Source organism: Taibaiella sp. KBW10 (assembly GCF_003852495.1).
GTDB lineage: Bacteria > Bacteroidota > Bacteroidia > Chitinophagales > Chitinophagaceae > Edaphocola.
In genome coordinates, this window is record NZ_QAJI01000005.1 from 166541 (window position 1) to 192944 (window position 26404).

The 26404-nt window shown below is 41.0% G+C and carries 16 protein-coding genes; 1 reads left to right on the forward strand and 15 read right to left on the reverse strand.

Going from position 1 to position 26404, the window contains the following annotated elements; translation table 11 throughout:
- Positions 1–136 precede the first annotated feature (136 nt).
- The 15 genes from DBR32_RS11230 to DBR32_RS11300 all read right to left on the reverse strand — a co-directional run bounded on the left by DBR32_RS11230 (position 137) and on the right by DBR32_RS11300 (position 24206).
- Positions 137–1183 carry a T9SS type A sorting domain-containing protein gene (locus tag DBR32_RS11230; RefSeq protein WP_158605968.1) on the reverse strand — a complete coding sequence of 349 codons (1047 nt, stop codon included), beginning with the start codon at positions 1181–1183 and terminating at the stop codon, positions 137–139.
- Positions 1184–1222: 39 nt separating this feature from the next.
- Positions 1223–5677, reverse strand: coding sequence for an Ig-like domain-containing protein (locus DBR32_RS11235; protein WP_124636433.1), 4455 nt, complete (start codon positions 5675–5677; stop codon positions 1223–1225).
- 644 nt (positions 5678–6321) lie between these two features.
- Positions 6322–7053, reverse strand: a complete 732-nt coding sequence (locus DBR32_RS11240; RefSeq protein ID WP_233559723.1) for a Crp/Fnr family transcriptional regulator — start codon at positions 7051–7053, stop codon at positions 6322–6324.
- Between the two features lie 93 nt (positions 7054–7146).
- Entirely contained in the window at positions 7147–8955 is a 1809-nt protein-coding gene (locus DBR32_RS11245) for a cbb3-type cytochrome c oxidase subunit I (RefSeq protein WP_124636434.1), read from the reverse strand.
- A gap of 62 nt (positions 8956–9017) precedes the next feature.
- Positions 9018–10085: a cytochrome c oxidase subunit II gene (locus DBR32_RS11250; RefSeq protein WP_124636435.1), complete on the reverse strand. Its 1068-nt coding sequence runs from the start codon at positions 10083–10085 to the stop codon at positions 9018–9020.
- Between the two features lie 80 nt (positions 10086–10165).
- A complete protein-coding gene (locus DBR32_RS11255; protein WP_124636436.1) occupies positions 10166–11383 on the reverse strand; it encodes a quinol:cytochrome C oxidoreductase in 1218 nt (405 codons plus the stop codon).
- Positions 11384–11427: 44 nt separating this feature from the next.
- On the reverse strand, positions 11428–12117 hold the full coding sequence (locus DBR32_RS11260; RefSeq protein WP_124636437.1) for a cytochrome c: 690 nt from the start codon (positions 12115–12117) through the stop codon (positions 11428–11430).
- A gap of 39 nt (positions 12118–12156) precedes the next feature.
- Positions 12157–12759 carry a DUF3341 domain-containing protein gene (locus tag DBR32_RS11265; RefSeq protein ID WP_233559724.1) on the reverse strand — a complete coding sequence of 201 codons (603 nt, stop codon included), beginning with the start codon at positions 12757–12759 and terminating at the stop codon, positions 12157–12159.
- A 37-nt stretch (positions 12760–12796) separates the two neighbouring features.
- A complete protein-coding gene (gene nrfD, locus DBR32_RS11270; protein WP_124636438.1) occupies positions 12797–14230 on the reverse strand; it encodes an NrfD/PsrC family molybdoenzyme membrane anchor subunit in 1434 nt (477 codons plus the stop codon).
- A gap of 103 nt (positions 14231–14333) precedes the next feature.
- The gene (locus tag DBR32_RS11275) at positions 14334–17492 is read right to left on the reverse strand and encodes a TAT-variant-translocated molybdopterin oxidoreductase (protein ID WP_124636439.1); all 3159 of its coding nucleotides are present in this window, start codon (positions 17490–17492) and stop codon (positions 14334–14336) included.
- Between the two features lie 57 nt (positions 17493–17549).
- Entirely contained in the window at positions 17550–18791 is a 1242-nt protein-coding gene (locus tag DBR32_RS11280; RefSeq protein ID WP_124636440.1) for a c-type cytochrome, read from the reverse strand.
- A gap of 299 nt (positions 18792–19090) precedes the next feature.
- On the reverse strand, positions 19091–20422 hold the full coding sequence (locus DBR32_RS11285) for a dihydroorotase (protein ID WP_124636441.1): 1332 nt from the start codon (positions 20420–20422) through the stop codon (positions 19091–19093).
- Positions 20423–20437: 15 nt separating this feature from the next.
- Positions 20438–21748 carry a Fic family protein gene (locus DBR32_RS11290; protein ID WP_124636442.1) on the reverse strand — a complete coding sequence of 437 codons (1311 nt, stop codon included), beginning with the start codon at positions 21746–21748 and terminating at the stop codon, positions 20438–20440.
- A gap of 88 nt (positions 21749–21836) precedes the next feature.
- Entirely contained in the window at positions 21837–23210 is a 1374-nt protein-coding gene (gene der, locus DBR32_RS11295) for a ribosome biogenesis GTPase Der (RefSeq protein ID WP_124636443.1), read from the reverse strand.
- Positions 23211–23351: 141 nt separating this feature from the next.
- Positions 23352–24206 carry a choice-of-anchor V domain-containing protein gene (locus DBR32_RS11300; RefSeq protein WP_124636444.1) on the reverse strand — a complete coding sequence of 285 codons (855 nt, stop codon included), beginning with the start codon at positions 24204–24206 and terminating at the stop codon, positions 23352–23354.
- A gap of 159 nt (positions 24207–24365) precedes the next feature.
- Here DBR32_RS11300 and DBR32_RS11305 point away from each other — a divergent pair, with 159 nt between their 5' ends.
- The gene (locus DBR32_RS11305; protein ID WP_124636445.1) at positions 24366–26384 is read left to right on the forward strand and encodes a peptide-N-glycosidase F-related protein; all 2019 of its coding nucleotides are present in this window, start codon (positions 24366–24368) and stop codon (positions 26382–26384) included.
- Positions 26385–26404: the final 20 nt, after the last annotated feature.

Below are 26404 nucleotides of genomic sequence, written 5' to 3' on the forward strand. Positions count from 1 at the left end.
AGTGAATACCCAATTAATATTATTTTAAAAAGAAAAGGGGAAGACTTCCGATTGGAATCTTCCCCTTTTAGTATAAAGAGCCAGCCTAAGAATAGCGCCGGCCCTTTCTTTTACTATTAAAAATGAAACGAATTGATTATTGTTTCACTACTTTACCAGCAAAAACATTTTCAGCACCTCTTACCACGATTACATGGTACAGACCTGCCGCAAAAGCACTTAAATCAATAGTTGCTTCTGTGCCTTTTACTTGCTGGTTGGTAACGATCTGTCCCAAGTTGTTGATGACCTTAACGGTCTCTGTACCGGACAAACCATATACCTTAGTCAAACCATTTGTTACTGTAGGCGCCAATTGAATGTTGCTACAGGCGACGTTTACTTTCTTAACATTACTGTATTCAAAAGACCCATCTCTGTCGATCATTTTCAAACGATAATAGTTGGCACCTTCTGCTGCATTAACTTGTGTATAGGCATAAGTGCTGTTATCTCCTTTAGGAGCCACAGTACCGATGGTTCTATACTCACGGCCATCCTGGCTGTTTTGTATTTCATAACGGGCAAATTCTTTTTCTGTTTTACTTACCCAATTTAAAATAGTGTTGCAACCATTTGTTTTAGCTGAAAAATCGGCCAAGGTTACGGGTAGCGGTGCTGCAACAGTAGTCAGCACTTCACTTTTTGTATTATTTGCAGGTGAAGCATCAAGGTCACCGACACAAGAAGCAGAAAGTCTGTTTACCGTTACACTATACGGTTGTGTCTGGCCACCTGTCAAGGCCTTTACATAGAAGTTGATATCGCAGGCGCTGCCATCAGCCGCTGCGCCACCTGTATTTCTCAAGATAATATAATCTGTTGCGGCATCAAAAACGGTCCAGATACCACAGGTCGAAGTAGGATCAAGGTAAGGCGGTTCAAATTGCATGTTGGTTGCAGACGCGATGGAAACGATCAATTCCAGGGTATTGGCCGGAGCTTCATCATCTCCGCTGTTGGCGAAGCGGAAGGAGACCGGTGTCGAAACGTTCACAACCAAATTTGTATTTGGGTTTGCAGAGGTAATTTGTGGGTTTGCATTTTGATTAATAGCCGGTCCACAAACTGGTATTTGTGCATTGGCCTGACTGCTTAATAAGATGCTTCCACTTAAGCTTAGGAAATAGACGATTTTTTTCATGTTTTTCATTTTTAATATTTGAGTAAATGTTATCTTTTTTTAGTTGCCACTGGAGATTGTAGTTCCTACTGTATTATTCGGTGTGAATACTTCTCCTCCGGCATTTGTTCTGATGGCGGCGGTTACCGATATGGTTGTAGACGTTGGTGGTGTCGTGGTTCTGGATACGGTAAATCCTAGTTTTTGTACGGTTCCTGCCGGTATGGCTTCTGTCGTTTTCAAAACAAAAGTCAGGTTAGAACCATCTTCCGTAAAGTCCCATTTGGCATTATCGACCAATTGTGTTCCGAAGATTGTAATGGAGGTCATCGTACCATTAGAGGTCAACGTATATCCGGAGGTCGGGCTTGGTTTTGCAATACGTACCCTGATCATGCTATTGGCAGGCATTGCTCCGCCATCGCCGATATTGAATACATTACACACGCCGTTTGTACTTTGTCCCAGATCCAGTACCGTTCTTCTGAATTCGAAGGTCGGTGTAAGGTCGGGGAAGCGCTCTTTTACCAGTATATGCAGACTCGCTTTGGCACAAACACTTGGGCTGCCATTATCACATACAGTATACGGAACGTCTACCGTACCGATAAATCCGGCTACCGGTGTAAACGTGAAAGAACCATTTGTATTTAAGACCAGGCTTCCTTTACCGGGAATCGTCATATTTTGAGTCGTCGCGATCAGGCTGTTTCCTTGTGCATCTACATCATTGGTCACCACATTTCCATTTACGGGAGCTGATTCTAAGGTGCTCACATAGTCATCGGCAGCAGTAAGGGTATTGTAATTATTAGGTGCTAAAACCGTAATAATTTCTTTAGCCGTACCACATTGACCACTTGGTGTTTCGCATACCTGATACTCCAGGGTGTCTGTTCCCACAAATCCGCCGGCTGGGGTATAGGTAATCGTACCATCTGCATTTACATTAGCCGTGCCATGCACGGGATGTGTTGCGATTGTCGGTTTGCCCAAGGTATTCGTATAGTTTACGGCGGCATCATTTTGTCTTACATTGTAAGTAATGGCCGTATTATTTGCAGTGCTTACGATATCCGGATTTACAATCGGTTTGTTGCTAAACACTTTTTGATTCACGAGGTTAATTGTCAGTCTTTGCGTAGGACAAGGCAGCGGCATATCCGGAATACAAACCGGTATATCATATTGATAAATACCTTCTACTGCACCCTGGAAGCTATAGCTACCATCAGCATTAACAGTCATCGTCGGCGTACTGCCTGCAGGACCCGCACTTAAGACTGCGGTACCATAGGTCGTTCCAGCCGGTACGATATCATTTGTACTAACATTACCCGGCACCGGTTGATTGATCAATCCCGCATTTGCATCAGGGTTGGTTACCGGTTTCGGCGTTACTAATACATACATCGTTGCTTTGGCGCAAGCACTTGGTGTGCCATTATCACAAGTAGAATAGGCTAACTCTGCTCTTCCAATAAAGCCTGCTACCGGTGTAAATGTATAGCTACCATCTGTATTGAGTACAAAAGTACCTTTACCTGGTATGGTTACATTTTGTGCGGCTACAGTTTGGGTATTTCCTTCCGGATCGCTATCGTTGGTTTTAACATTGCCGCTTACCGCTTTGTTGCTATACGTTTGGATATAATCATCCGCAGCGATAGTTATGTTGCTGCTGTATGTTGCGGGCAATACCGTAATGATCTGATAAGCGCTGCCACATTGTGATGGTGTTTGGTTATCACACACCGTATACCTGATGGTATCTGTTCCGATAAATCCGTCGGCCGGCACATAAGTAACATCTCCGGTAGTCATATTTATGGTAGCGGTTCCTCCCCATCTGGTATTACCGGGATTGGCACCATTAAGATCGGTAAGGGTCATTGAAGCGGGCACTAAGGCACTCGCACCGGTACCGGCATAGTCATTTGCCAAAGCGTGGATCACCAGGCTTTGATTTGATTTAACCGTGGCGATATCCATGTTCACAACCGGAGCGGAAGAGGACAGTGCCGGATCTTTTACGGTAATGGTTAGTAACTGGTTTACACAAATAGCATTTTCACATAGCGGAATATTGAATTGGTATACACCCGCTACTGTAGGCGTAAAGGTATAGCTGCCATCTGCATTGACTACAGGAACATCTGAACTTGGGTTTACACCGACAGGTACAGCCGCTGCATAGGTAGTACCGGCACTTACTACATCATTTGTTTTTACATTTCCGCTAATGGGGGTATTCAAATAACCGACATTGATATCCGGATTGCTCATATTACAAGCCATGCCCGCAGTACCCGCCGGGATAAAGCGTGTATCTACAAAGGCGCCATATACATCGATGTACTGATCTAAAGCAGTCACCAGGGTATTCATGGAAATTTTGATTTCATCAAATGGCATTGTTGTTACAAAACCGGCATTATATACATTGGTATCGGTACCAATGAGGTTAAGTAATACTGTAAGATTTAAGAGATTAGATCCTGTTTTGCTTTCCTGCAATGCCCCATCCTTATACGTGGATATGGTAATACTGGGCAACAAGGAAGCTGCGATCAGGAAGTTGTTTCTTTTGATCACAAAACCGGCAAAGGTTCCTGCAGGATATTCATACTGAGGCACCGCTACACCTAAAGATGTAGTAGACAAAGCATTTACCGTATTATACAGGCGGCTGAAATCGGTTGTACTGGTAGAAACAACGTTCCACGGATCATCTACCTTACAAGCAGCACATACGCCACCGCTAATACCGGTATTGGCACCATTAATTACCGCGCCATGTTGCGCTTGCGTCAGTACTTCTGAGGTCTGACAAGGTACACTGCGGGCGCAAGAGGTTTCCACATACGCCTCATATACCTTGATCGTTCCTAATACGTTGGCGGCGATCAAGTTGCTGACTTCCATTTGTACTTCGTCGAAAGCGACGCTACTGATCACACCCACGATTTGTCTCGGGCTGCTGCCACCAGTAAGGATATCGGTACCGACACCTGCCAGTAAAGCCTGTCCTGTACCGTCTTGTACCAAGGTATCATTCCGGTATAATTTAAATTTAATATTGCCCAGAACATTCGCAGACAAGAGGGTTGTGCTTTCGATTTCAAAACCGGCATAAGAACCCGCAGGATAACGCTGCAATTGGTTTTTCACTGAAATACTACCGGTAGATAATACGCCGGCGGTAAGGTCTATGGTCGCAAATGTGCTGCTGTTACCATCAATAAGATTATTGGTATTGTTGATTGCACATGCCACGCAACCGACACCGGTAACACCGGTACGTCTCGCATTCACATATACCGGGAAGGTGGGATTAGCCGTGTTTTTCAATCCTACAGGCTGTGCACAGGTAATATCACTGCTACAGAACTGTTTCAGTACTAATCCGTAAATACGGGTAGTTCCTAAGGTAATGGCCAGGGTTTGGTTAAAAGAGATGCGCACGCTATTAAAAGATCCGTTGGGTACAAATCCGACGATCTGGCGACCACTTCCGGCCAATAAGCCGGTGTTCAGCGCCAACAGATTGTTACCGGTTGCCGAAGCGACCAGCGTATCATTTCTATAGGCAGAAACGGTAATATTACTCAACAGCCCCAGATTCAACAGGTTGGGATTTTCTATATCGAATCCTGCAAACGTATTATTATAGGTGGTTACCGCATCGGAAATTTCAAACTCCGCATTAGCCGCAAGACCCACGGTCTGTACTACAGTAGCATAGTTTGTCTGATCGGTATCAACAGCAAAACCGGGATTGGTAATATTGGAATTAACCGCTACCAATGCATTCGTACCCGCTTCGGTAAATACCGGGTAAACAGGAGTGGTTACGGCTACATTAGTATTGCAAGCTAAAGCCGGGCCGGCACAATAACGTTCTACCACCGCGCCATATACCCGTAAGCCACCTAACAGGTTCAATACAGCACTCTGCTCGATCATAATACGGTTGAAATTTTGCGTTGTTTTAAAACCCAACCTTTGTCTGCCAGATCCGGTATTCAGGAGCGTAACACCCGCAAGGCCACCACTGAGTGTTTTGGTTTCTTTAAGCGTATCGCCCATATATGTTTTAACGACGATCTGCCCTAACAGATCCACGCCTAGTAAACCTGCATTGGGAGCAATGTCGAAACCGGCAAATGTGCCTGCAGCATAATAACCACCGGTATTTTGTACCGTTATACGTGCGGTACCGCCCAGGGCAAGAGGAGACAGGACTGCATAGTTATTAGGATCGGCATCAACAGTATTGCCCTCATTAGAAAGGCTGGCTAATATTATTGTGGCGCCGGTCCAGGTCATCCCACTACCGGTTACAACTGTCGCCGCAACGCTATTAGTGCCCGTAACAGATAATAAAGTGGGGGTATTACAATTGGTCAATGGTGCCGTGCTTTGGGCAAAGCCGGGGGCGATATAAAATACCGCTGAGACTAGGATAAAAAGCCGCAGCCAATTTAGCCTATGATTAAAATAAAAATAGCGCATAAAATATTTTTTAGATGATTATATAATAAATATTTTTTCCAATACTTAACCGCATAACACGGCCCTATCCATAATGAATAGCCTATCGGAAAGCAATTAATGGCGCAATTTTTTTGACAAAAAAGCGCACGAAGCCGATAGCATAAATGCTATACAATGAATACAGTTAAAAGAAGGCATCCAGCCTTAGAAAAAAGAAAAAGAAACGCGCTTAGGAACAAGGCACGCCGTTAGACAGATTACTGCCGAAGTAAATAATAGTTCATAGCTTTCATTTTTAAATGTGAAAAAGTACCATATCTTCCCTTTTTGGAAAGACACATTTAATACAGCTCATATTCTTTTTTTTAAATAGGTATAATATTTCAGTACATTTAAAAAATGTAAAGCAAAGATGTGTAGTACCGCATAAAACTTCATCCACATGTAGGCGGTGTGGGAAGAAAAAAACGGTAACTTTTTTTTAAATAGGAAAAAGGTAGTTAGTGACAACTATTACCAGGAAACGCAAGACTGTTTTGGATATTATACATTAAAAAAATGATATTATACTCCATAACTACATCATACATAGCTACTAATAAACTGTTAATGTAAAGTTAGTCAAATTAACTAACAAAAGTTCAAAGTTGCGAAATATTTTTTTAGTCTTGTAAATTCGCTGTTTTCAGGAGTTTATTATAGTCGAGAAGGCGTATACTTTTGCCATTTAATTCGATGATTCCATCTTTTTTAAATTCGGAAAGTAGCCTTATTGCAGACTCCGTGGCGGTACCCACAATATTGGCGAGTTCATCTCTGGTAAGCCTTACATTAAGGGTAATCCCATCCTCATCAAAACCATAGGTTTCTTTGATAAATAGCAGTGCTTCTGCAAGTCTTTCCCTAACGGGTTTTTGGGCTAAATGTGCGACTTTTTGCTCTGCTCTTCCTAATTCCTGACCCATTAATTTCATAAAATCAAGCGATAGGTTCGCATCTTGAGACAGGACTTTTAAAAAGCGTTCTTTGGGGATAAAACAAACAGTAGTTTCTTCTAAAACGATAGCAGAAGCGGAATAGACTGCATCGCTCAAGAGGGCCTTATACCCTATTAAATCGCCGGGTTTGGCTAATCGGTAGATATGCTCTTTACCATCATCTCCATTTTTGGAGATCTTGATCTTTCCAGAGCTGATACAATATAAACCATAGGCACGGGTACCCTCGTGGAAGATAACCTGCCCTTTTTTGTAGGTGGTACAAACCTTTTCCTTATTAATGAAATCAAGGCTTTCATTGCTGGTATTACAAAAGACGCTGCTGTTCTTATGCGCACAACGCACGCAATTATCATCGTTACAGTCGTTCATATTATTCATTTCGATGTCGATCATAGCAAATAATATTTTCTACCCAAGGCGGTGTATAAAGCTATATAAAAAATAAATGAGGCAAAAGCTTTGCCTCATTTAAAATATCATTATTGATTAATGCTCTTCTTCACCAGGACGAAGGGGTACATTTTGAGGTACATAATCATTACCATTACCATCATCCTTATAATCATATGGCCAACGGTGTACTTCAGGAATAGGACCTTCCCAGTTACCGTGTCCCGGATGGATTGGCGTAGTCCACTCTAATGTGGTGGCCTTCCATGGATTTTCAGAAGTTACTTTTCTACCGCGGAACATGCTTACAAAGAAGTTGAATACAAACAACAACTGTGCAAAGAATACAACCACTACAACAATCGTAATGAAGGCGTTCATCGGTTGATAATCTTTATACGAAACCCAGGCGCTATAATCGTAATAACGACGTGGCATACCCGCAAGACCCGCATAGTGCATCGGCCAGAAGATAAGATAAGCACCAATTAAGGTAATAAAGAAGTGAATATAACCTAAGGTATTATTCAGGAATCTTCCAAACATTTTAGGGAACCAGTGATATACCCCGGCAAACATCCCAAAGAAGGCAGATACACCCATTACTAAGTGGAAGTGCGCAATTACGAAGTAAGTATCGTGCAAGTGGATATCTAAAGCTGAGTTACCTAACCAGATACCGGTCAAACCACCGGAAATAAAGATGGATACGAAACCAATAGCGAATAACATCGGCACATTGAAACGTAAGCTACCTCTCCAGATTGTCGTAATCCAGTTAAATACTTTAATAGCAGACGGTATCGCGATCAATAGGGTTAATAATACGAATACAGAACCTAAGAACGGACTCATACCGGATACGAACATATGGTGTGCCCATACGACCAAGGCCAAGGCGGTAATACCAATTAAGGATATAATCATGGCCAGGTAACCAAAGATCGGTTTACGGCTGTTTGTCGATAAGATTTCTGAAGCCATACCCATACCCGGTAACATTACGATGTATACCTCAGGGTGACCTAAGAACCAAAACAAGTGTTGGTATAAGATTGCAGAACCACCGATATGTGACAAGGCTTTACCACCGATAAAGATTTCAGATAAGTAGAAGCTCGTACCCATGTGACGGTCAAAGATCAATAAGACAACACCGGAAACCAATACAGGGAAAGACAATACACCTAAGATAGCGGTAAAGAAGAAAGACCAAATGGTTAAAGGCATGCGGGTCATCTTCATCCCGTTTGTTCTCATATTAAGTATCGTAGAGATATAGTTCAAACCACCCAATAACTGAGATACCACAAACAATACCATACTGATCAACCATAAATCCATACCTAAACCAGAACCTAAAGACGCTTCTTTAAGGGCACTCAAAGGCGGATAAGTTGTCCATCCTCCCGCAGCAGGTCCTGTTTGCACAAATAGGGAAGCAAACATAATAATACTGGATACGAAGAAGAACCAATAAGAAAGCATATTCATGAATGGAGAAGCCATATCACGTGCACCTAATTGCAATGGAATCAAGAAATTACTAAACGTTCCACTCAAACCGGCTGTTAATACAAAGAATACCAGAATGGTACCATGCATTGTAACCAAGGCATAATAAAACTCAGGTGTTAATTTTCCACCTTTAGCCCAGTGACCCAAAAACTGTTCCATAACCGGAAAAGAAGATTCAGGAAAACCTAATTGCAAGCGAAAAAATACAGAAAATAATGCACCAATTACGGCCCAGATCATACCTGTTACCAGGTATTGCTTTCCAATCATTTTATGATCCTGGCTAAATATGTACTTCGTAATAAAGTGCTGTTTAGGATGATCATGATGACCTTCGTGATGTTCGTGCGCACCGTGTGCATGTGCTAAAGTAGCGTCGTTACCCATTTTTATATTCAATTTACAAACCTTGCGATAAGGCAGAAAATAATTTAATGTTTAATGTTAGTTTATTTAGATGCAACTGTCTTTACAGTATCCTTAGCTGCAGCAGGAGCTGCGGTACTGTCTTTAGCAGCCGTTGTTGCTACAGGAGCTGCCGGTGGGTTTTGGATATCATAATATGACTTCTGCTCCCCGATCCATTTTTTAAAATCAGCTTCTGTCTCTACCACAACGGTACCTCTCATAGAGTAGTGACCCTTACCACACATTTGGTCACAAGTGATCTCATAAACGAAATCTTTGTTTCCTGTAATTGTTTTCATCTCTGCTGTCGTCAACCTTGGGGTAAACCATAAAGTGGTTGTAATACCAGGAACGGCATCCATTTTCATTCTGAAGTGCGGTAAACCCACATCATGAATTACATCACGGGAATTGATGATAAACTGTACATGTCGTTTATTAATAATATGCGCTTCACCATTTTCGATAATGATATCATCTTTAGAAGCCGGATCGTTCCAGTCTAAACCCATAATATTATTCGCATCGTTGATCAATCGGAAATTCGTTTTACCAAATACCCCATCTTTACCAGGATAGCGGATCACCCAGTTAAACTGCTTGCCCATTACCTGTACTTTCAGGGAATCAGCCGGCGCTTTATCGGTAATCGTAACCCAGTTTTTCAATCCGATAGCTACTAATACCATCAGGGTTAAAGCTGGAATAGTTGTCCAAAGGATCTCTAACTTATTGTTATGAGAATAGAAGAATGGCTTTCTATCATCTCTCGCCTGGTATTTCCAGGAAAACCAAAACAATACCGCTTGTGTAACAAAGAAAACAGCACCGGTAATCCAAAGGGTTACCTTCATCATGAATTCATACTCCAAACCTTGCTCAGAAGCAGATTCAGGCAGATATAATGGTGCTAAATACATATGGCATTTATAAATACCATAGATGCCCAAAACAAAGAACGCCACTAACAACCCTGCCATAAGTTTGTTGGTACTCTTGGCTACCATTTCTTCGCCTCGTATGATATTAGCGTATTCGCTGGCTTTTGCAATCTGGTAAATAATGATAAAAACCAGAATAACTAAGGCGGTTAATATTAATCCCGACATTATTGAATGTTAATTATTAAATTATTAAATGCTGGTGTATGGTACACCTCAATTTCGTTCCTATTATAAATTAATGACTATTAACTTAAGTGTACTACTGCTTCTTTAAGCAAAATATTATTATGTGGTATCAGATCCGATTTCGTCAATGTTTTAGACACAACCAAAACCATCACCCCTGCAAATCCTGCAAAAATACCCATTTCATACCAACTGATATGCCAATCGTGACCGGAAGGACCAGGATAAGTTAATAAATATAAGTTTAACCACTGACCAAAGATAATAATTAATGCCATGAACACTACAGTGAAGTAGTTACGTTTACTTGGACGAGACATTAAGATCAGGATTGGTCCAACAAAGTTTACTACAATATTCAAATAGAATAAGAAACTGTACGGTCCGTTCTGACGCTTGTTATAATAGGTTGTTTCCTCAGGAATGTTACCATACCAGATCAACATATACTGTGCAAACCAGGTATAGGTCCAGAAAATGGAAAACGCAAACATAAATTTACCCAAATCATGGATGTGCTCTTTGTTTACCAAAACCAGGTTACCTTGATTTTTAAGGTATACAGTCCATAACAGGATCAAAGCCATACCCGATACAAATGCTCCGGCAAATACGTGCCAGCTGAACAAAGTTGAGTACCAGTGTGCATCAATACTCATTACCCAGAACCATGGTGTAGTACTCATCATGGTCAGACCATATACTACCATGAAACCACCGGCAAGGGAAACGTTTCTCCAATAAAGTTTAGTAGAATTTTTCGGCGCAGATTGTTGTGCAATGGAAATAGATCTGAATTTTCTGCCGAAGAAGCTCCATAAAGCCACCGCAACTACCGAAAATCCTACAAACATTTTAGAATTCAGGAAAGAAGATTTTCCTTCTAATACTTTATCGCCTTCCGGATGTACCCAGTGGAAGATAGGATTATGATGTCCTAAACCAAACACGATACAAAAAAGGATTACTAATACTATCAGACCAAAAACCCAAACGTTTGCACCAATCGCTTCCGGAACTCTTTTATAAGCTACGATCCAACCCCCTTGTGCCAAAGCAGCAGCAGCTTGGATGAAAATAGAAGAAAGCGCCATAAATAAGAAGAAGATACTATTTTGCATCAACCCAAGCCAAAAGCGGGTTACCCCGGCAACGCCTGCTTCATCATGCTTTCCTAAAAAGCAAATAGCGCCTGCGACTACAGTTATTATACCAATTAGTAATAATACCAAACCTGTTTTCTTTAAACCCGAAGGGACTTCAAAACGATCGGTCATAATATAGTTATTTTTTTATGCTAATTAATTGTTTATGTTTATGCTTATTTTTTTGCAACAGCAGAATCTGTTTTCATTGCAGGCTTAGCAGCAGCAGTATCTTTAGCAGTATTTGCAGTGGCAGTTGTAGCCCCGGCTTCAGCATCTAAAGTAAAAGGTGCACCACCGTTTTTAGATTGTACCTTTTTAATATAAGCCAATACTTGCCAACGTTGTTTTACGTTCAACTGGCTTGCATAAGAACCCATTACATTCTTACCATATACCACTGCATAGTACATTTTACCGATCGTCATGTTCAGGTAAGCCGCACCACCTTTAAGATTAGCAGGAGCTGCTGCAAACGGACCGGCACCATCTTTATATAAAGGACCGTTACCGTCTAGTTTATCTCCGTGACAAATACCACAATAGATATTGTATAAGCGTGTACCTTCCGTCATTTCGGCTTCGGTAAACTTATAAGGAGATTGCAATGCATAATAAGCAGAAGTGTCTGCCGCAGTAAGGTGTAATGGCAAGGCATGGCCTCTTGCAATGGTACCCGGAACTGGTTCCTGGCTAGTTAAGCCATTGGCGGTTACTGGGTTTTCCGTATAGGCATCGTATGCACGGGAATAAGTCATGTCCGGGGCATAGATTTTGCCCGGGTTACGACGTATACCACCGCTGTTACAAGAAGCGGCCAGCATAGCACTACCTACCAAAAATGTTACAAAAAAACGTTTATTCATAAAATTCTGTATAAAAATGGCTTCAGAAGCCAAATATTATTATGCTAATTGTTTTTGATACTCTTCTTCTTTATCAAATCTACCGTACCACCAGCCTTCTTCTGCAATCTGTACATCTGTTTCTACAGGCTTGGTTGTGTTTAAGAAATTCATCAGCTCGGCTTCATCAGTTCCTTCGGTTATTTCTATCGCTACCACAAACAGATCGTCTGACTGGCGCGGATGGAAAACATGCTTCTTAACACCCGGCATGATTTGATTCAAATAGCAATAAGTCAATACCATACCCACTGCCGCAAACATTACGGTAAGCTCAAAAGTGATCGGAATCATTGCTGGTAAAGAGAAGAATGGTTTACCACCGTAGTTGATAGGCCAGTCTGAGGTAAAAATCCATGACATAAAGCCTAATGCCGTACTCGTACCGGTAATACCAAAGATAAAACCTGCTACGTGCAAATCGGTTTCTTTAAGTCCCATAGCCTGGTCTAAACCATGCACAGGGAATGGAGTATACACATCGTGCAATTTGTACCCACTATGACGTACTTTGTGAACGGCATCAAACAATGGTGCCTCATCATCGTAACAAGCTATTGCAAATTTTTTAATTGCCATGATTTGTGTTCTTATATTTATCAATCCGTTTTACAACCGATCTTAAAATTCTTTATAATTATTAATGTGCGTGTTCCGCAAGATGAATAAATTCTTCTAAAGATTTTTCTTCTAATGCCATATTCTCTTCATGGGCTTTCGATCCAGTTGTTTTCAATACGAACTTAACCTCTGCGATTGCGATTACCGGGAAGTATTTAGAGAATAACAAGAAGCAAGTAAAGAACAAGCCAAAAGTACCTAAATAGAATCCGAGCTCAGGCCATGTCGGAGAATAGTAAGACCAGTTAGAAGGAATATAATCACGATACAAGGTTGTTGCAATGATTACAAAACGCTCAAACCACATCCCGATATTCACCACGATAGACAAGATGAAGGAGAATACAATGTTACGACGTAATTTTTTGAACCAGAAGAACTGCGGGGAAATTACGTTACAGGTCATCATCGCCCAATAACTCCACCAGTAAGGCCCTAATACACGCCATTTAAATGCTTCCTGCTCGTAAACCACTTGGCTATACCAGGCCATAAATAACTCTGTAATATAGGCGATACCTACAATAGACCCCGTCAATACGATTACTTTATTCATCGCCTCAATGTGTCCCATTGTAATATACTCTTCTAAACGATATATTTTTCTAACTAAGATCAACAAGGTATTTACCATCGCAAATCCGGAGAAAATCGCACCGGCAACGAAGTAAGGAGGGAAGATGGTCGCATGCCATCCCGGAATTACGGAAGTGGCAAAGTCAAAAGATACAATCGTGTGTACCGAAAGTACTAATGGTGTAGACAAACCAGCCAGTACTAAAGACAAGGCTTCAAAACGCTGCCAGTTTTTTGCAGTACCGGTCCAGCCAAAAGAAGCGATACCATATAAACGCTTGCGCAATTTAGTTTTTGCTCTGTCCCGAACGGTAGCAAAGTCAGGAATCAAACCGGAATACCAGAATAATAAGGAAACGGTAAAATAAGTTGAAATCGCGAATACATCCCAAAGTAAAGCCGAGTTAAAGTTAGGCCATAAAGGACCACGGGTATTCGGCAAAGGCAATACATACATCGCATCCCATACACGACCCATGTGGAAAATCGGGAACTGACCCGCACACATTACGGCAAAGATGGTCATCGCTTCTGCTGCACGGTTTACACCGGTACGCCAGTGTTGACGGAACAGTAACAGGATGGCGGAGATCAATGTACCGGCGTGACCAATACCTACCCACCATACGAAGTTGGTAATATCCCAACCCCAACCGATGGTGTGGTTAATACCCCAAACACCGATACCCCAATATACTTCCCAGAATACGGAGAATGCTCCGAAACCTAAGAATAATAAAGAGACTACTAAACCAAAGTACCAAAGCTTTGTAGGCTTTTGTTCAATGGGGCGACAGATATCAGCTGTTACATCCTTGTAGGTCTTGTTGCCATCTACTAATGGCTCTCTAATGAACGATTCGTATTTTAAATGCATAATTGATTTATTAATGCTGTATGGCTAAGCGTACCTAGCAATACAAATCTAATGTCAATTTTTTTATTCCTGAGACCAGCCCAAGGGCAGGTCTCATTTATGATTAAATATGTTGTTTGTAAACTTCGTCTTTCTCGCTACCGTTCATTACTTCATCCGTATTACGGATTTTAGACAAATAACTAACATTTGGCAATACGTGGATTGACTCCAGCATATAGAACAGACGCTCTTTATTGTTTACATAACGATCCTGGAACACGGCACTTTCTTTATCATTCACGTTACCGAAGGTAATACATCCACCACCACAAGCTGACTGACAAGCAGTAGATACATGATGATCTTTTAATGGTGTACCTTCTTTCTTCGCTTTTAATTTACCGTCTTGTAAACGTTGTACACAGAAAGAACATTTCTCCATTACCCCGCGGGAACGTACCGTTACATCCGGATTCAATACCATTCTGGTCAAATCATCATTGATATCATCACGACGACCATCAGAATATAAGTTGTCTTCGAAGCAGTCAGCATCATTCCAGTCAAACCAGTTGAAACGACGTACTTTGAACGGACAGTTATTAGCACAATACTTAGTACCGATACAACGGTTATAAGCCATTTGGTTCAAACCTTCCGAACTGTGGTTGGTTGCAGATACCGGACATACATTCTCACAAGGAGCGTTATCACAGTGTTGACACAACATTGGTTGGAATACAGTTTGGATTGTATCCGGATCGTTAGGATCACCAGAGAAATAACGGTCAATTTTCAACCAGCTCATTTCCTGTACTTTGATCACTCTGTCTTTACCTACTACAGAAACGTTATTTTCTGCATGACAAGCAATAACACAAGCACCACAACCGGTACAGCTATTCAAATCGATAGACATTGCCCAGTGCAATCCCATAGATTCATGTACAGGATAGTGGGTACCGTTTTTACGGAAGTCTTCTTCGAATTTTTTCGCGTCAAATTTATCTCCCTTACCGTAAGCGTCATGACCTTCATGATGCTCTTCATTCGGCGCGATCAGATAGTGCTCAATGGCTTCTCTGCGCTCGTCGATTAATTCGTAAGGATTTTTCTTAAATTCTTCTAAGCTATATTCATAGATAATAGGACGATTCTCTGCACTATTATGTGTTTGTGTTACGGCAACAGGATAGAAGTCTGCAGTTTTTTCAACTTTAGCATCTGCGCTATAAACAAAGGTTTGCCCGTTATAACCAACTAAAGGATATACGTTTTTACCTAAGTCAGCTGCAGCCATACCCACACCTTTATCTCTACCATAACCAACTGCAATCGCAATTACATTATGGTGCATACCTGGCGTTACGATAACAGGAAGCATTACTTCTTTCTTACCAACAGTAACTTTTAAAACACGTTTCTTAGGATCTACCTGATTGATTGAAGTCAATTCAGCATCAAATTTCTCTTTTGCTGTTTTCGGAGACATCATTACGTAGTTGTCCCAGGCCACTTTTGTGATTGGATCAGGTAACTCTTGTAACCATGGGTTATTACTCCATGCACCACCGGCACCTAAAGAAGCCGTTTGGAAAATTTCTACTTCATATTCTGTAGCACCTTTTATAGCGGTAGCTTTTGCAATGGCGTCGTTTACATTACCAGAGAAAGATGCTCCGGAGATGCTTGGCGTTGCCGGCTCAATGATACCGTCCTGTAAAGCCTGGTCAAAAGTAGCTTGTCCTAATTTACCTACCCAATATGCATTAAACATATCGTGGTAAGAGGTTGTAGCACCGCTCCATTTTAATAAGCTGTCCTGGAATGCTCTTGTTTTGAATAATGGTGCAATAGTCGGCTGGATAAAGCTGATATGATTAGCTTTTGCCTCCGTATCGCCCCAGCTCTCTAACCAATGGTGGTCAGAAACAACATATTTACATTTTTGTGCGGTTTCATCCAAGCGATCGCTGAAAGATACCGTAGTTTTTACTTTTGCTAAACCTGCAGCGAATTTTTCTCCCTCAAAATATTCATAAATCGGGTTCACTCCGTGCATTAATAAAGCCCCTACCTGACCGGCATTCATGGCGTTTACTAAAGCAACCATGTCTGCATCAATACCTTTTTTGTTTTTCGCTACATTGGAAAAATCAATCGTTGTACCGTTTGCGCCAATGGCACTGTTAATTGCATTGATGATGATCTGAACATTCACATCATTACTACCAGAAACCACTAAACCGTTTCCTTTCTTCAGATCAGCCGCCGCTTTTGTAATTAATTTATCTAAGTTTTTAGATCCTGTATTTGGTGCAGCACCGGTAACTACTGCAGCATGTAAAGCTGCGGCTACTTTACCATATTCAGAAGGTCTGCAAGTGGCACGCTCATCGGCATTAGCACCGGTCATGCTCAACATACCTTCTACTTGGTAGTGCTTGTTCATTTCGAAAGTTTTAATGTCTTTCGAAACGATTTTTCTTGATTTAGTATACCCTTTACTATATTCTACAGGAGAAATCCAGGTACCCAGGAAATCTGCCCCTAAGCTAAATACTGTTTTAGCTTTGTCAAACATATAGTTTGGTATCATTCTTGAGCCATAAGAAGCCTCATTGGCCAACAAGATACCGGTATAAGAAATTGGATCGTATGTAACGTGCTTCGCTGATGGATACTTAGCTAAGAACTGAGCGATTACCTGCTCTGTTGTAGGGCTAATGATGGTACCGGTCAACAAATAAGCAGCACCGTTTCCTGCACTCAGGCCATTGATAACCGCCTGGTCAATCGCATCAAAAGTATCTACAGGCTTACCATCTACATGTGGCTGGCGCAATCTTGTTTTGTCATAAAGACTCAAAGTAGCGGCAATCATACGGGCAGAAGTACCCCCTTCGGTAACTTTAGAAAGCGTATTTCCCTCAATCATGATCGGACGACCGTCGCGGGTTTTAACCACAGCAGGTACACACTCTCCGTTATCTACAAATGTAGAAGCATAATAGTTGGGCACACCGGGAGTAATATCCTCCGGTTTAATCGCATAAGGAATGGCTTTTCTTACCGGCATTTCACAACTCGCAGCAACGGTTGCCGCTAAAGTGCTAAATCCTAAAAATTTAAGAAAATCACGACGTGGTGTAGTGGCATTCAATAAATTATCACTTAAGTTAAGCGGCAATTCTTCATTGAACTCGTTGGCAACACTTTGTTGATACTCGGGTGTATTCTCCAACTCTTCTATACCTTTCCAATATCTTTTTTGACTCATAAGTCTGCTTTATATTGTAATATACTCGTTAAACGATGTACTGATTTTTAAATAATATTAATAGTGACATTTTTGACATTCCAAACCACCCAACTCTGCTTCCGTAACACCGTCTCTTTTACCGTCTTTAATTTCCTGATGGTATTTTTCGAAAATGCTATAGTAGTTATTGTTTTTGAAGTCAACTTTTGTTTCTCTGTGACAGTTAATACACCATCCCATAGATAAAGATTCAAATTGTTTTACCTCATCCATTTCCTGAATAGGACCATGACAAGTCTGACATTGTACTTTACCTACGTTTACGTGCTGACTGTGATTGAAGTAAACGAAATCTGCAAGGTTGTGGATTTTTGTCCATTTAATCGGCGTAGCCTGGATTTTACCTTGAGCATCACGTTTGTAATCTTTCTTGGCAGCATCCCATCCGGCGTATTTGTATAACTCCTGAATTTGTGCGGTACCATCTACTTTATTTCCTTCATGGTCAAATAACTGCTCTCCGGTGTATTCGCTGATCTGTTTGTGACAGTTCATACATACATTCGTAGAAGGAATCATGGCCTGACGGCTATCGTTAACCCCTGCGTGACAATATTGACAGTTGATCTGGTTAACGCCCGCATGTACTTTGTGAGAATAGAAAATCGGTTGTTTCGGCATGTAGTTTTGCTGACGACCCATTTCCACACCACCATTCACCATCCAGTAACCGGCAAGGATAAGTACCAAAATACCTGTAATCGCGATAAATACTTTATTTCTTTTTAAAGGAACATCTTTTGTATTAGGGATACCTTGTTCTGTGTTGGCAACTTTGTGTAAGCCTTTGTTGATGCGAATAAGGATCAAAGCTAAAATAGCCAGAATGATCGTAACCAATACATAAATCCATGTATTGTCTGCTTCTTTAGTTGTACCACCAGCTTCAGGTTTTGCTTCTACCGGTACTTTATACTCTTCTACATATTTAACGATAGCATCAATTTCCTCATCTTTCAGACTAGGAAATGCAGTCATTGCGGTCTTATTCCACTTATTATAAATTTCGTTGGCATGCTTGTCACCACTGGCAATTAATGCTGCAGAATTTCTAACCCATTTATGGATCCATTCAGTACTTGGAGCACGACCGGTAATACCTTGTAATGCAGGGCCGGTAGCATCCTTAACAGGGTTGTGACAAGATGCACAGTTAGCCTGGAAAAGAGCTTTCCCGTCTTGTGCATTAGCTTGTGTAAAGCCACTGAATACCATTAATACAGCAAACAGGGCTATTATACTAACACGTTTAAACATAAAATTTAACTTTAAATATGCAGACACTAGAATTGTTTTTAGTTTTTTAACTTAAAATTTACACATTCGCGCTTGCAAAAGTACAACACGAAATCCAATTTTTGTTCACATTTGTTAAAAATTTTTTTTCAATGCTGGCAAGGGTTTCAGCCGATTAATTGTCATTTTGAATATATGTTTGTCAAAATTGTGTCATTACATTCGTCTGCCATTTGTAAAAAATATTATAAAATCCCCGCCCGCCCTTTATAAACAGGCGGGGTATACATTTTAACAAAATTTATATTTTAATTTTTCTGCTAGCGCTCAAAAGTTAAACGCTGCCCTTTAATCGCATCGAATACCTGGCCATTTTCAAAAACAAGGTTGCCATTCACATACGTTTTTTCTATACTATATTTAAAAGTAGTACCTTCTATAGGACTCCAGGCACAATGGTATAATATATTGGACTTGTTTACCTCGTACGATTTTTGGGCCACCAGCACCAAATCAGCAGCGTAACCCTCCCGGATATACCCTCGTTTGGCAATTTGGAAACATACCGCGGGAGCGTGACACATTTTTTCCACAACTTTTTCGATTGTGATCTTTCCTTCAGCCACATATTGCAGCATTAATTGCAAAGAATGCTGTACCAAAGGCAGACCGGCGGGTGCCTGCGCATAAGGTTGTTGTTTTTCCTCCCAGGTATGAGGGGCATGATCTGTAGCGATAATATCCAGGCGATCATCCAACAGCGCTTCCCAAAGGGCGGCTTTGTTTTCCGGAGCTTTAATGGCCGGATTACATTTGATCAGGTTCCCTTTGCTTGCATAATCATCTGCCGTAAAGTGCAAATGGTGTACACATACCTCATTGGTAATGCGCTTATCCTGTAGCGGGAGCATATTGCTGAACAACTGTAATTCCTTGGCTGTCGTAATATGGAGAATATGGAGCCGGGTATCGTATTTCTTAGCCAATTGTATGGCCGTAAAGCTGGATTCAAAACAGGCTTCTGCATTCCTGATTAAAGGATGGAAAGAAGCATCCGTAGGATCGGGGTATAATTTTTTATTTTCAGCAATGATGCGTTCATCCTCACAATGGGTCGCAATCAGATGGCCGGTTTCGGAGAATATGGTATTTAATGTTACAAAATTATCCACTAGCATATCACCGGTGCTGCTGCCCATAAAAATCTTGATGCCACATACATTATGTAGTTTTTCATTGGCTTTCAGCACTTCCGCCACATTATTGTTGGCTACGCCCATAAAGAAGGAATAGTTTGCAACGGAGGTATTGGCGCCGATGTCATATTTCTGTTCCAACAATTCCTGCGTCGTAGCCGGCGGATTCGTATTGGGCATCTCCATAAAACTGGTGACCCCTCCCGCAACGGCAGCGCGCGCTTCCGAACCGATAGTCGCTTTATAAGTCAAACCCGGCTCTCTGAAGTGCACCTGATCATCAATCACTCCGGGAAGGAGCCATTTTCCACGCGCATCCACTTCCGTTACCTTTTCCTTAAGGGTAATTTGTGGGGCAATTTTCTGTATCATTCCATCCTTAACCCAAAGGTCCGCTATAATTGTTTTGCCTTCATTAACGATAAAAGCATTCTTAAAAAGTACATTGTTTTGCATTGCGCTTATATTATTTTAGTTCGCTATAAAATTGTCAATTACCTGCTTTCCTAACAGATAAAAACTAAAGGGCTTTGTTTTTTTATTTTCTCCGATCAATCCAAGCCGTATCAATTCGTTCAGATCTTTGCTGGCTGTTTGTCGCACGACGCTGTATTGCTCAGCATAGTCCTTTAGTGTCATTGTATTTTTACTTTTTAAATACAAAAATCCAATCAGGTCTGCCTGTCTTTTATTTAATCCTTTTTGTAAAAGTTCATAGGCTACAAAATTGGCCTTCTTCCGGTCATTAAGTTTTTGATCTCTGTACTTAGTTAGTTGTTCAAAAGCCATTTTAAGATTCTTTACAGAATAATGAATAAAATAATTCAGATCATTTTCATCATATTCTGTTTTCAAAAATGCTTTATCGTACTGTGTTCTAGAAGCCAGTATCGCTTTTGATATGGATATATCTTTAATTAGTCCATAGCCCTTTTTGATTAAAAACCAATAAAACAAAGCCCTTGCCGTTCTGCCATTACCATCCATAAACGGATGAATATATCCCACCATAAAGTGGATAATTGATGCCTTTACAATAGGATGAATAAAATGCTCCTCATCATTGATAAAGTCACATAGATCCGACATTAAGGGTTCTACTTCCTGCCATTCCGGAGGTGTATAAGCGATTTCGCCTTCTACATGGTTACTTACATATACTTTTCCTTGTCGAAATGACCCTGAATACTTTTCTGCCTGTGTCTGAGCAGTCATAATACTGTGTAAATCAATAATTAGTTTAAAGCTAATCGGTCGATTTACATATTCATTAATAAATGATATCGCTTTCAGATTATTAAAGATCATCTGCTCAGACTCATTCTGCGGCATTCTTCCCGACTGAAGCATTGCTTTGGCGACTTCAGTCGTTGTGGCTGCCCCCTCTACCTGCGAAGAGGCTACTGCCTCTTCCATTAATGAATTGCTGAAATATTCAATCTTATCTGTCGAAGATACAGGGTTTTGCCTTAGATCTCCTATCAATTTTAAGTCAAACTCATGTATACTTTGTTGTATGAAAGAGGATAAATAATACTTGAAATGATCATTTAAGAATCTAATGGATTCATACTTTGACTGCCTGTACTTTTTAAGAAATGTCCAGTTTTCTAATGCGGTATCAAACGGGCCATCCTTTTTATATTTCAATTCGTCCCAATAATAGTAATCAATTTCACACTTATAAAAAAACGATTCACGATCGTGAAAAATATCATTGGCCAACAACCTTGATAAGTATTTGGGATTATTATCTAATTCGGGCGGACGCTCTAATTTCATATAACATTGTTACATTGTCGTTCAAAATTAACAATGTTTCCATAAAAAACAAAAACTGCAGTAAATCATTACTGCAGTTCCGAAAAAATTATTTATTTCTAAAGAAGATCTTGATCGGCACCCCTTTAAATCCAAAGTGATGGCGCAGTTTGTTCTCCAGGAAATTCTGATACGGCCTTTTGATCTCATCCGGATGATTACTGTAGAAAGCAAAAGAAGGCACCATGGTTGGAATTTGCATCACAAACTTGATCCGCACATTATGACCACGCATCATTGGCGGTTTGAATATTTCCACCTCTTTCAACATCACATCATTTAAAACAGATGTCGGGATTTTCTTCTGACGGTTTTCATACACTTCCAGTGTTTGCTCCATCGCCTGGAAAATACGTTGTTTTTCCTGAGCGGAGACAAATACCACGGGTACATCACAGAACGGTTGCAAACGCTCTTTCAATTGTTTTTCGTAATCACGCGCCGTATTGGTTTGTTTCCCGTCTATCTTATCCCATTTATTCACCAGTACAGTAATCCCTTTACCTTTACGAGCCGCCAAACTGTATATATTTACATCTTGAGCGGTAATACCTACCTCGGCATCAATCAGTAACATACATACATCCGCCTCGTCCATCGCATTAATAGCACGGATTACGGAATAGAACTCCAGGTCTTCATTTACATTTTTCTTTTTACGGATCCCCGCCGTATCGATCAGGATAAATTCTTTCCCGAACATATTATAATGGGTATGGATTGAGTCCCTTGTTGTTCCCGCGATATCGGAAACAATAGTGCGGTGCTTACCTGTCAAGGCATTCAGCAAAGTGGACTTACCGGCATTCGGCTGACCAATAATGGCGATCTTTGGAATAGGATTTTTAGGATAGGCTACTTTAACCATTTGTCCGTAATCATCTTCCTCCTCTACCCAGATCACATCTTCATCATTCACATAATCTTCCGGAACGAATGAAGTGACCATATCCAGCATATCGCCGGTACCGCTACCCGAAGCAGAGGCAATCATAATGGTATTTTCAAAACCATAGGAATAAAACTCTGTAGCATCCAGCTGACGGGCCGAATTATCTACTTTGTTCACTACCAATATAACCGGTTTTTGAGAGCGGCGCAATACCATGGCCATTTCATTATCCAACACCGTAGTACCGGCACCGGCATCTACAATGAACAAGACTACATTAGATTCTTCTATGGCAATATGTACCTGAGTACGAATTTCTTTTTCAAAAACATCTTCTGAATCGGATACAAACCCACCGGTGTCTATTACATTAAACACCTTTCCATTCCATTCGCAAATACCGTATTGGCGATCACGTGTAACCCCACTAAAATCATCTACAATGGCCTTTCTTTGTTCCACCAAACGATTGAACAAAGTTGATTTTCCTACATTGGGTCTTCCTACGATAGCTACCGTAAATCCTGGCATAATATTATTTTTATAACGCTAATAAGCCTGCAAAGATACAACAAAGGAAACGGAACTGCACGCTCAATTGTTATTTTGTCTTTATATATACCACAATGCACGCNNGCGTGCATTGTGGTATATATAATCTTTTATCTGAGTTTATTGTTTGTAAAACTTCATTACTTTTTCCTGAGTACCATTTGTTACTTTCATCAGGTATAAACCGGCATCTAAAGCAGCTGTATTGGCCTTAAATACATTTGTACCGTTTCCGAATGATTTTTCATTGGTTTGTAATACTCTTCCGGTCATATCAGTAAGCTGGAACTGGTATGTTCCGGCAACTGCATTTTCGAAATGTACTGATACAGAACCCGCAGACGGATTCGGATACAGGCTGATCCCACTCAATTCATTCATCTCTTTTACACTGGTCCCTGTTTGTTCGGTAATGGTTGAGCTGGTACCAAAATTCCACTGATCACCTGCATCACTGCTACCATTTGCATTCACACCGTTAATCACCGTGAAAAATTTCACAGAACCGGTACCTGCTGCAGGAGCGGTCCATTGAAACTGTGCTCCATATATATAATTTCCGGCATTTACGATTCCGGAAAGCGGCATATTATGTTCTAACAAGGTATTGTTTGCCCGTGCAGACACACCAGCAACACCATTAGCAGAAAGTGTTCCCGCTGCAGCACCGGCTGTAGTGGCGCAAGTCAGCTGAAAACCATATTTAGAATGGCCGGTACCCGTATTGGAACCGCCAAGAACCAAAGTGTATGTTCTACCCGGTACATATGCTGTAACAGGGGTTGTACCATCAAGCAGGATTACTGTTGCAGTAGTGGCACTGTTTTGATTACCGTGGCAGCTTACACATCCTGTTGTGTTTCCATCACTACCAGTTCTGTTACCTAAAGTACCATGAGTACCCGTTTGGTATGAGGATAAGACAATCGCCGAAAAGACTCCAACGGAGGCAAACATTAAAAACTTCTTTTTCATATGATATAAATTTTAAGTAAATATCCCCAATATTACAAAAAATTACTTATATGTCATAGTATTGTCATTAATTATTATTATTAAAAAATTATTAAATTTTGTTAATTTCACAACGCAATTTTATGAACCTTTTAATTTATTAACCCCTTTTCAACAAACATGAAAAAAATTCTATGTACCCTTATGGCCCTTATTGGTTTGAACCTGGCTTCGCAAGCAGCTGTTGGTGATACGACTACGGTATTGGCTCACAACGAAACGAAGCTGCAAACATATACCAGCTACGATACGGTGATCACATTCCCTAGTGGCACCACCCCCTACCAAAAGATCATTATGGATTTCACTTTAGGTAAGTATGATTGCGGCGGTAGTTATAATCCGGCAACAGCAGGAGAAGGCGCAGGCCGTAGCGGTTGGTGTTCCGATTGGGATTATGATCTGCACATCATTGTCATGACCGCAGCAGGCGATACTATCGAACTTGGTGAGGTCATTACCCCTTATGCAAATACCACTTTACCTATGTTTCCCTGGACCTGGAAACGGAACTATCGTTATGATGTGACGGATTTCTATCCTATACTGAAAAATGGCGCGACCATACGCATATTTTATGCAGGATGGTCCGGCGGTTTTACCGGTACTACTAAATTCCGATTTATTGAAGGGACACCCCCAAGAAATGTTTTAGCGGTAAAGAGTTTGTGGAAATCGGGCAATGATGGTTATGCTTATGGCGAAACCATTTCCATTGATTCCCAAATTGTCAAAAGAACAGTAACGCCACCCGCCGGAACAACGGCTGCCTCTGTACGTACGATCATCTCCGGCCACGGATTTGGAAATCAGGCGTATTGCTCTGAATTCTGTTCAAAATGGTACCGCCTGATGATCAACAATCAAAATGTGGAACAAAAATCTATCTGGAAACCCGATTGTGGTTACAATCAGGCTTATCCTCAGTCCGGAACATGGGTATACGACCGAGCCAACTGGTGCCCGGGCGAGCATGTAGAACCTTATGTACAATCAGTACCGGTAGCTGCATTATCGGCTCCGTTTACGGTGGATCTGGATTTTCAACCTTATACTAATGTAGGCACTACGGGCAATCCGGGTGCTTGGTATAAATTATCTTCTGCCGTTATTTTCTACGGCACTTACAACCGCCAGAAAGATATTGGTGTAGAGCATATTATCAGCCCTACTACAGATGCAAATGAATACAGAAATAACCCGATTTGTGGTTCTCCGAAGATTGTTGTCAAAAACTATGGCTCGGAAACGGCAACCAGCATTAAATTTGAATATGGCGTTGAAGGGGGTACTTTAAGCACCTATACCTACACGACAAATCTGGCGGCTAATGCAAGCGCAGAAGTTAATTTACCTTCTTTGGCTTCCCTTCAAACCGCAGCAGCAAACAGTATTTTCGTCGTTCGCGTACTTTCGGTAAACAATGCTACAGATGAGAATGCCGATAATAATGTTTTAAAATCAAGCTTCGTGCCTTCACCGGAGTGGACCGGAGGAAATTTTGCTATTCAGCTCAAAACATCCGGAGCAGTATCGGGTCAGCAAAACCGTACAGACTGGAAAATAACCAATATCAGTACCGGCGCAGTAGTATCTTCCAGAAATGGTACCGCAAATGCGACGACTTATAATGATACGATCACGCTGCCTAATGGTTGTTATAAACTGGAATTAGATTGCAGCACCTTAGGTGCAGGGTTGAGAAATCCATACCTGATTAGTGCAGCCGGTAGCTTTATTGTAAGAAACCTGTCTACTAATCTGAGAATTACTTTAGACAAAAACAGAGACGGCTTAACTTCTGCTTACCAAGGCAATCTGGAAGGCTGGATGGGTAGTGGCTTTACGCAGTACTTTACCGTTATCGGTTCTACCAGTGTATTGAAAGTGGAGAATAATATCAATCTGAATATTTACCCTAATCCGACAACTGATGTGTTACACATACGTGTAGATGGCTTAGGCATTCAGAAAGGAACCCTGACCCTGACCAATTCCATAGGTGCAAGCCTGTACACTGCGGTAATGACGGGTAACGATCATAAAATCAATACCGCTGAATTCCCTTCAGGTGTATATACCTTAAACTACAGCTCTGACAAAGGCAATAGAGTAGAAAAAGTAGTGATCAGACATTAATTTAAATAGTTTACATAATC

What these genes read in the sequence shown, in the direction of transcription:
- DBR32_RS11230 (WP_158605968.1), bottom strand. Translation starts at nt 1,183, where the DNA reads ATGAAAAAAATCGTCTATTTCCTAAGCTTAAGTGGAAGCATCTTATTA.
- DBR32_RS11235 (WP_124636433.1), bottom strand. Translation starts at nt 5,677, where the DNA reads ATGCGCTATTTTTATTTTAATCATAGGCTAAATTGGCTGCGGCTTTTT.
- DBR32_RS11240 (WP_233559723.1), bottom strand. Translation starts at nt 7,053, where the DNA reads ATGATCGACATCGAAATGAATAATATGAACGACTGTAACGATGATAAT.
- DBR32_RS11245 (WP_124636434.1), bottom strand. Translation starts at nt 8,955, where the DNA reads ATGGGTAACGACGCTACTTTAGCACATGCACACGGTGCGCACGAACAT.
- DBR32_RS11250 (WP_124636435.1), bottom strand. Translation starts at nt 10,085, where the DNA reads ATGTCGGGATTAATATTAACCGCCTTAGTTATTCTGGTTTTTATCATT.
- DBR32_RS11255 (WP_124636436.1), bottom strand. Translation starts at nt 11,383, where the DNA reads ATGACCGATCGTTTTGAAGTCCCTTCGGGTTTAAAGAAAACAGGTTTG.
- DBR32_RS11260 (WP_124636437.1), bottom strand. Translation starts at nt 12,117, where the DNA reads ATGAATAAACGTTTTTTTGTAACATTTTTGGTAGGTAGTGCTATGCTG.
- nrfD (WP_124636438.1), bottom strand. Translation starts at nt 14,230, where the DNA reads ATGCATTTAAAATACGAATCGTTCATTAGAGAGCCATTAGTAGATGGC.
- DBR32_RS11275 (WP_124636439.1), bottom strand. Translation starts at nt 17,492, where the DNA reads ATGAGTCAAAAAAGATATTGGAAAGGTATAGAAGAGTTGGAGAATACA.
- DBR32_RS11280 (WP_124636440.1), bottom strand. Translation starts at nt 18,791, where the DNA reads ATGTTTAAACGTGTTAGTATAATAGCCCTGTTTGCTGTATTAATGGTA.
- DBR32_RS11285 (WP_124636441.1), bottom strand. Translation starts at nt 20,422, where the DNA reads ATGCAAAACAATGTACTTTTTAAGAATGCTTTTATCGTTAATGAAGGC.
- DBR32_RS11290 (WP_124636442.1), bottom strand. Translation starts at nt 21,748, where the DNA reads ATGAAATTAGAGCGTCCGCCCGAATTAGATAATAATCCCAAATACTTA.
- der (WP_124636443.1), bottom strand. Translation starts at nt 23,210, where the DNA reads ATGCCAGGATTTACGGTAGCTATCGTAGGAAGACCCAATGTAGGAAAA.
- DBR32_RS11300 (WP_124636444.1), bottom strand. Translation starts at nt 24,206, where the DNA reads ATGAAAAAGAAGTTTTTAATGTTTGCCTCCGTTGGAGTCTTTTCGGCG.
- DBR32_RS11305 (WP_124636445.1), top strand. Translation starts at nt 24,366, where the DNA reads ATGAAAAAAATTCTATGTACCCTTATGGCCCTTATTGGTTTGAACCTG.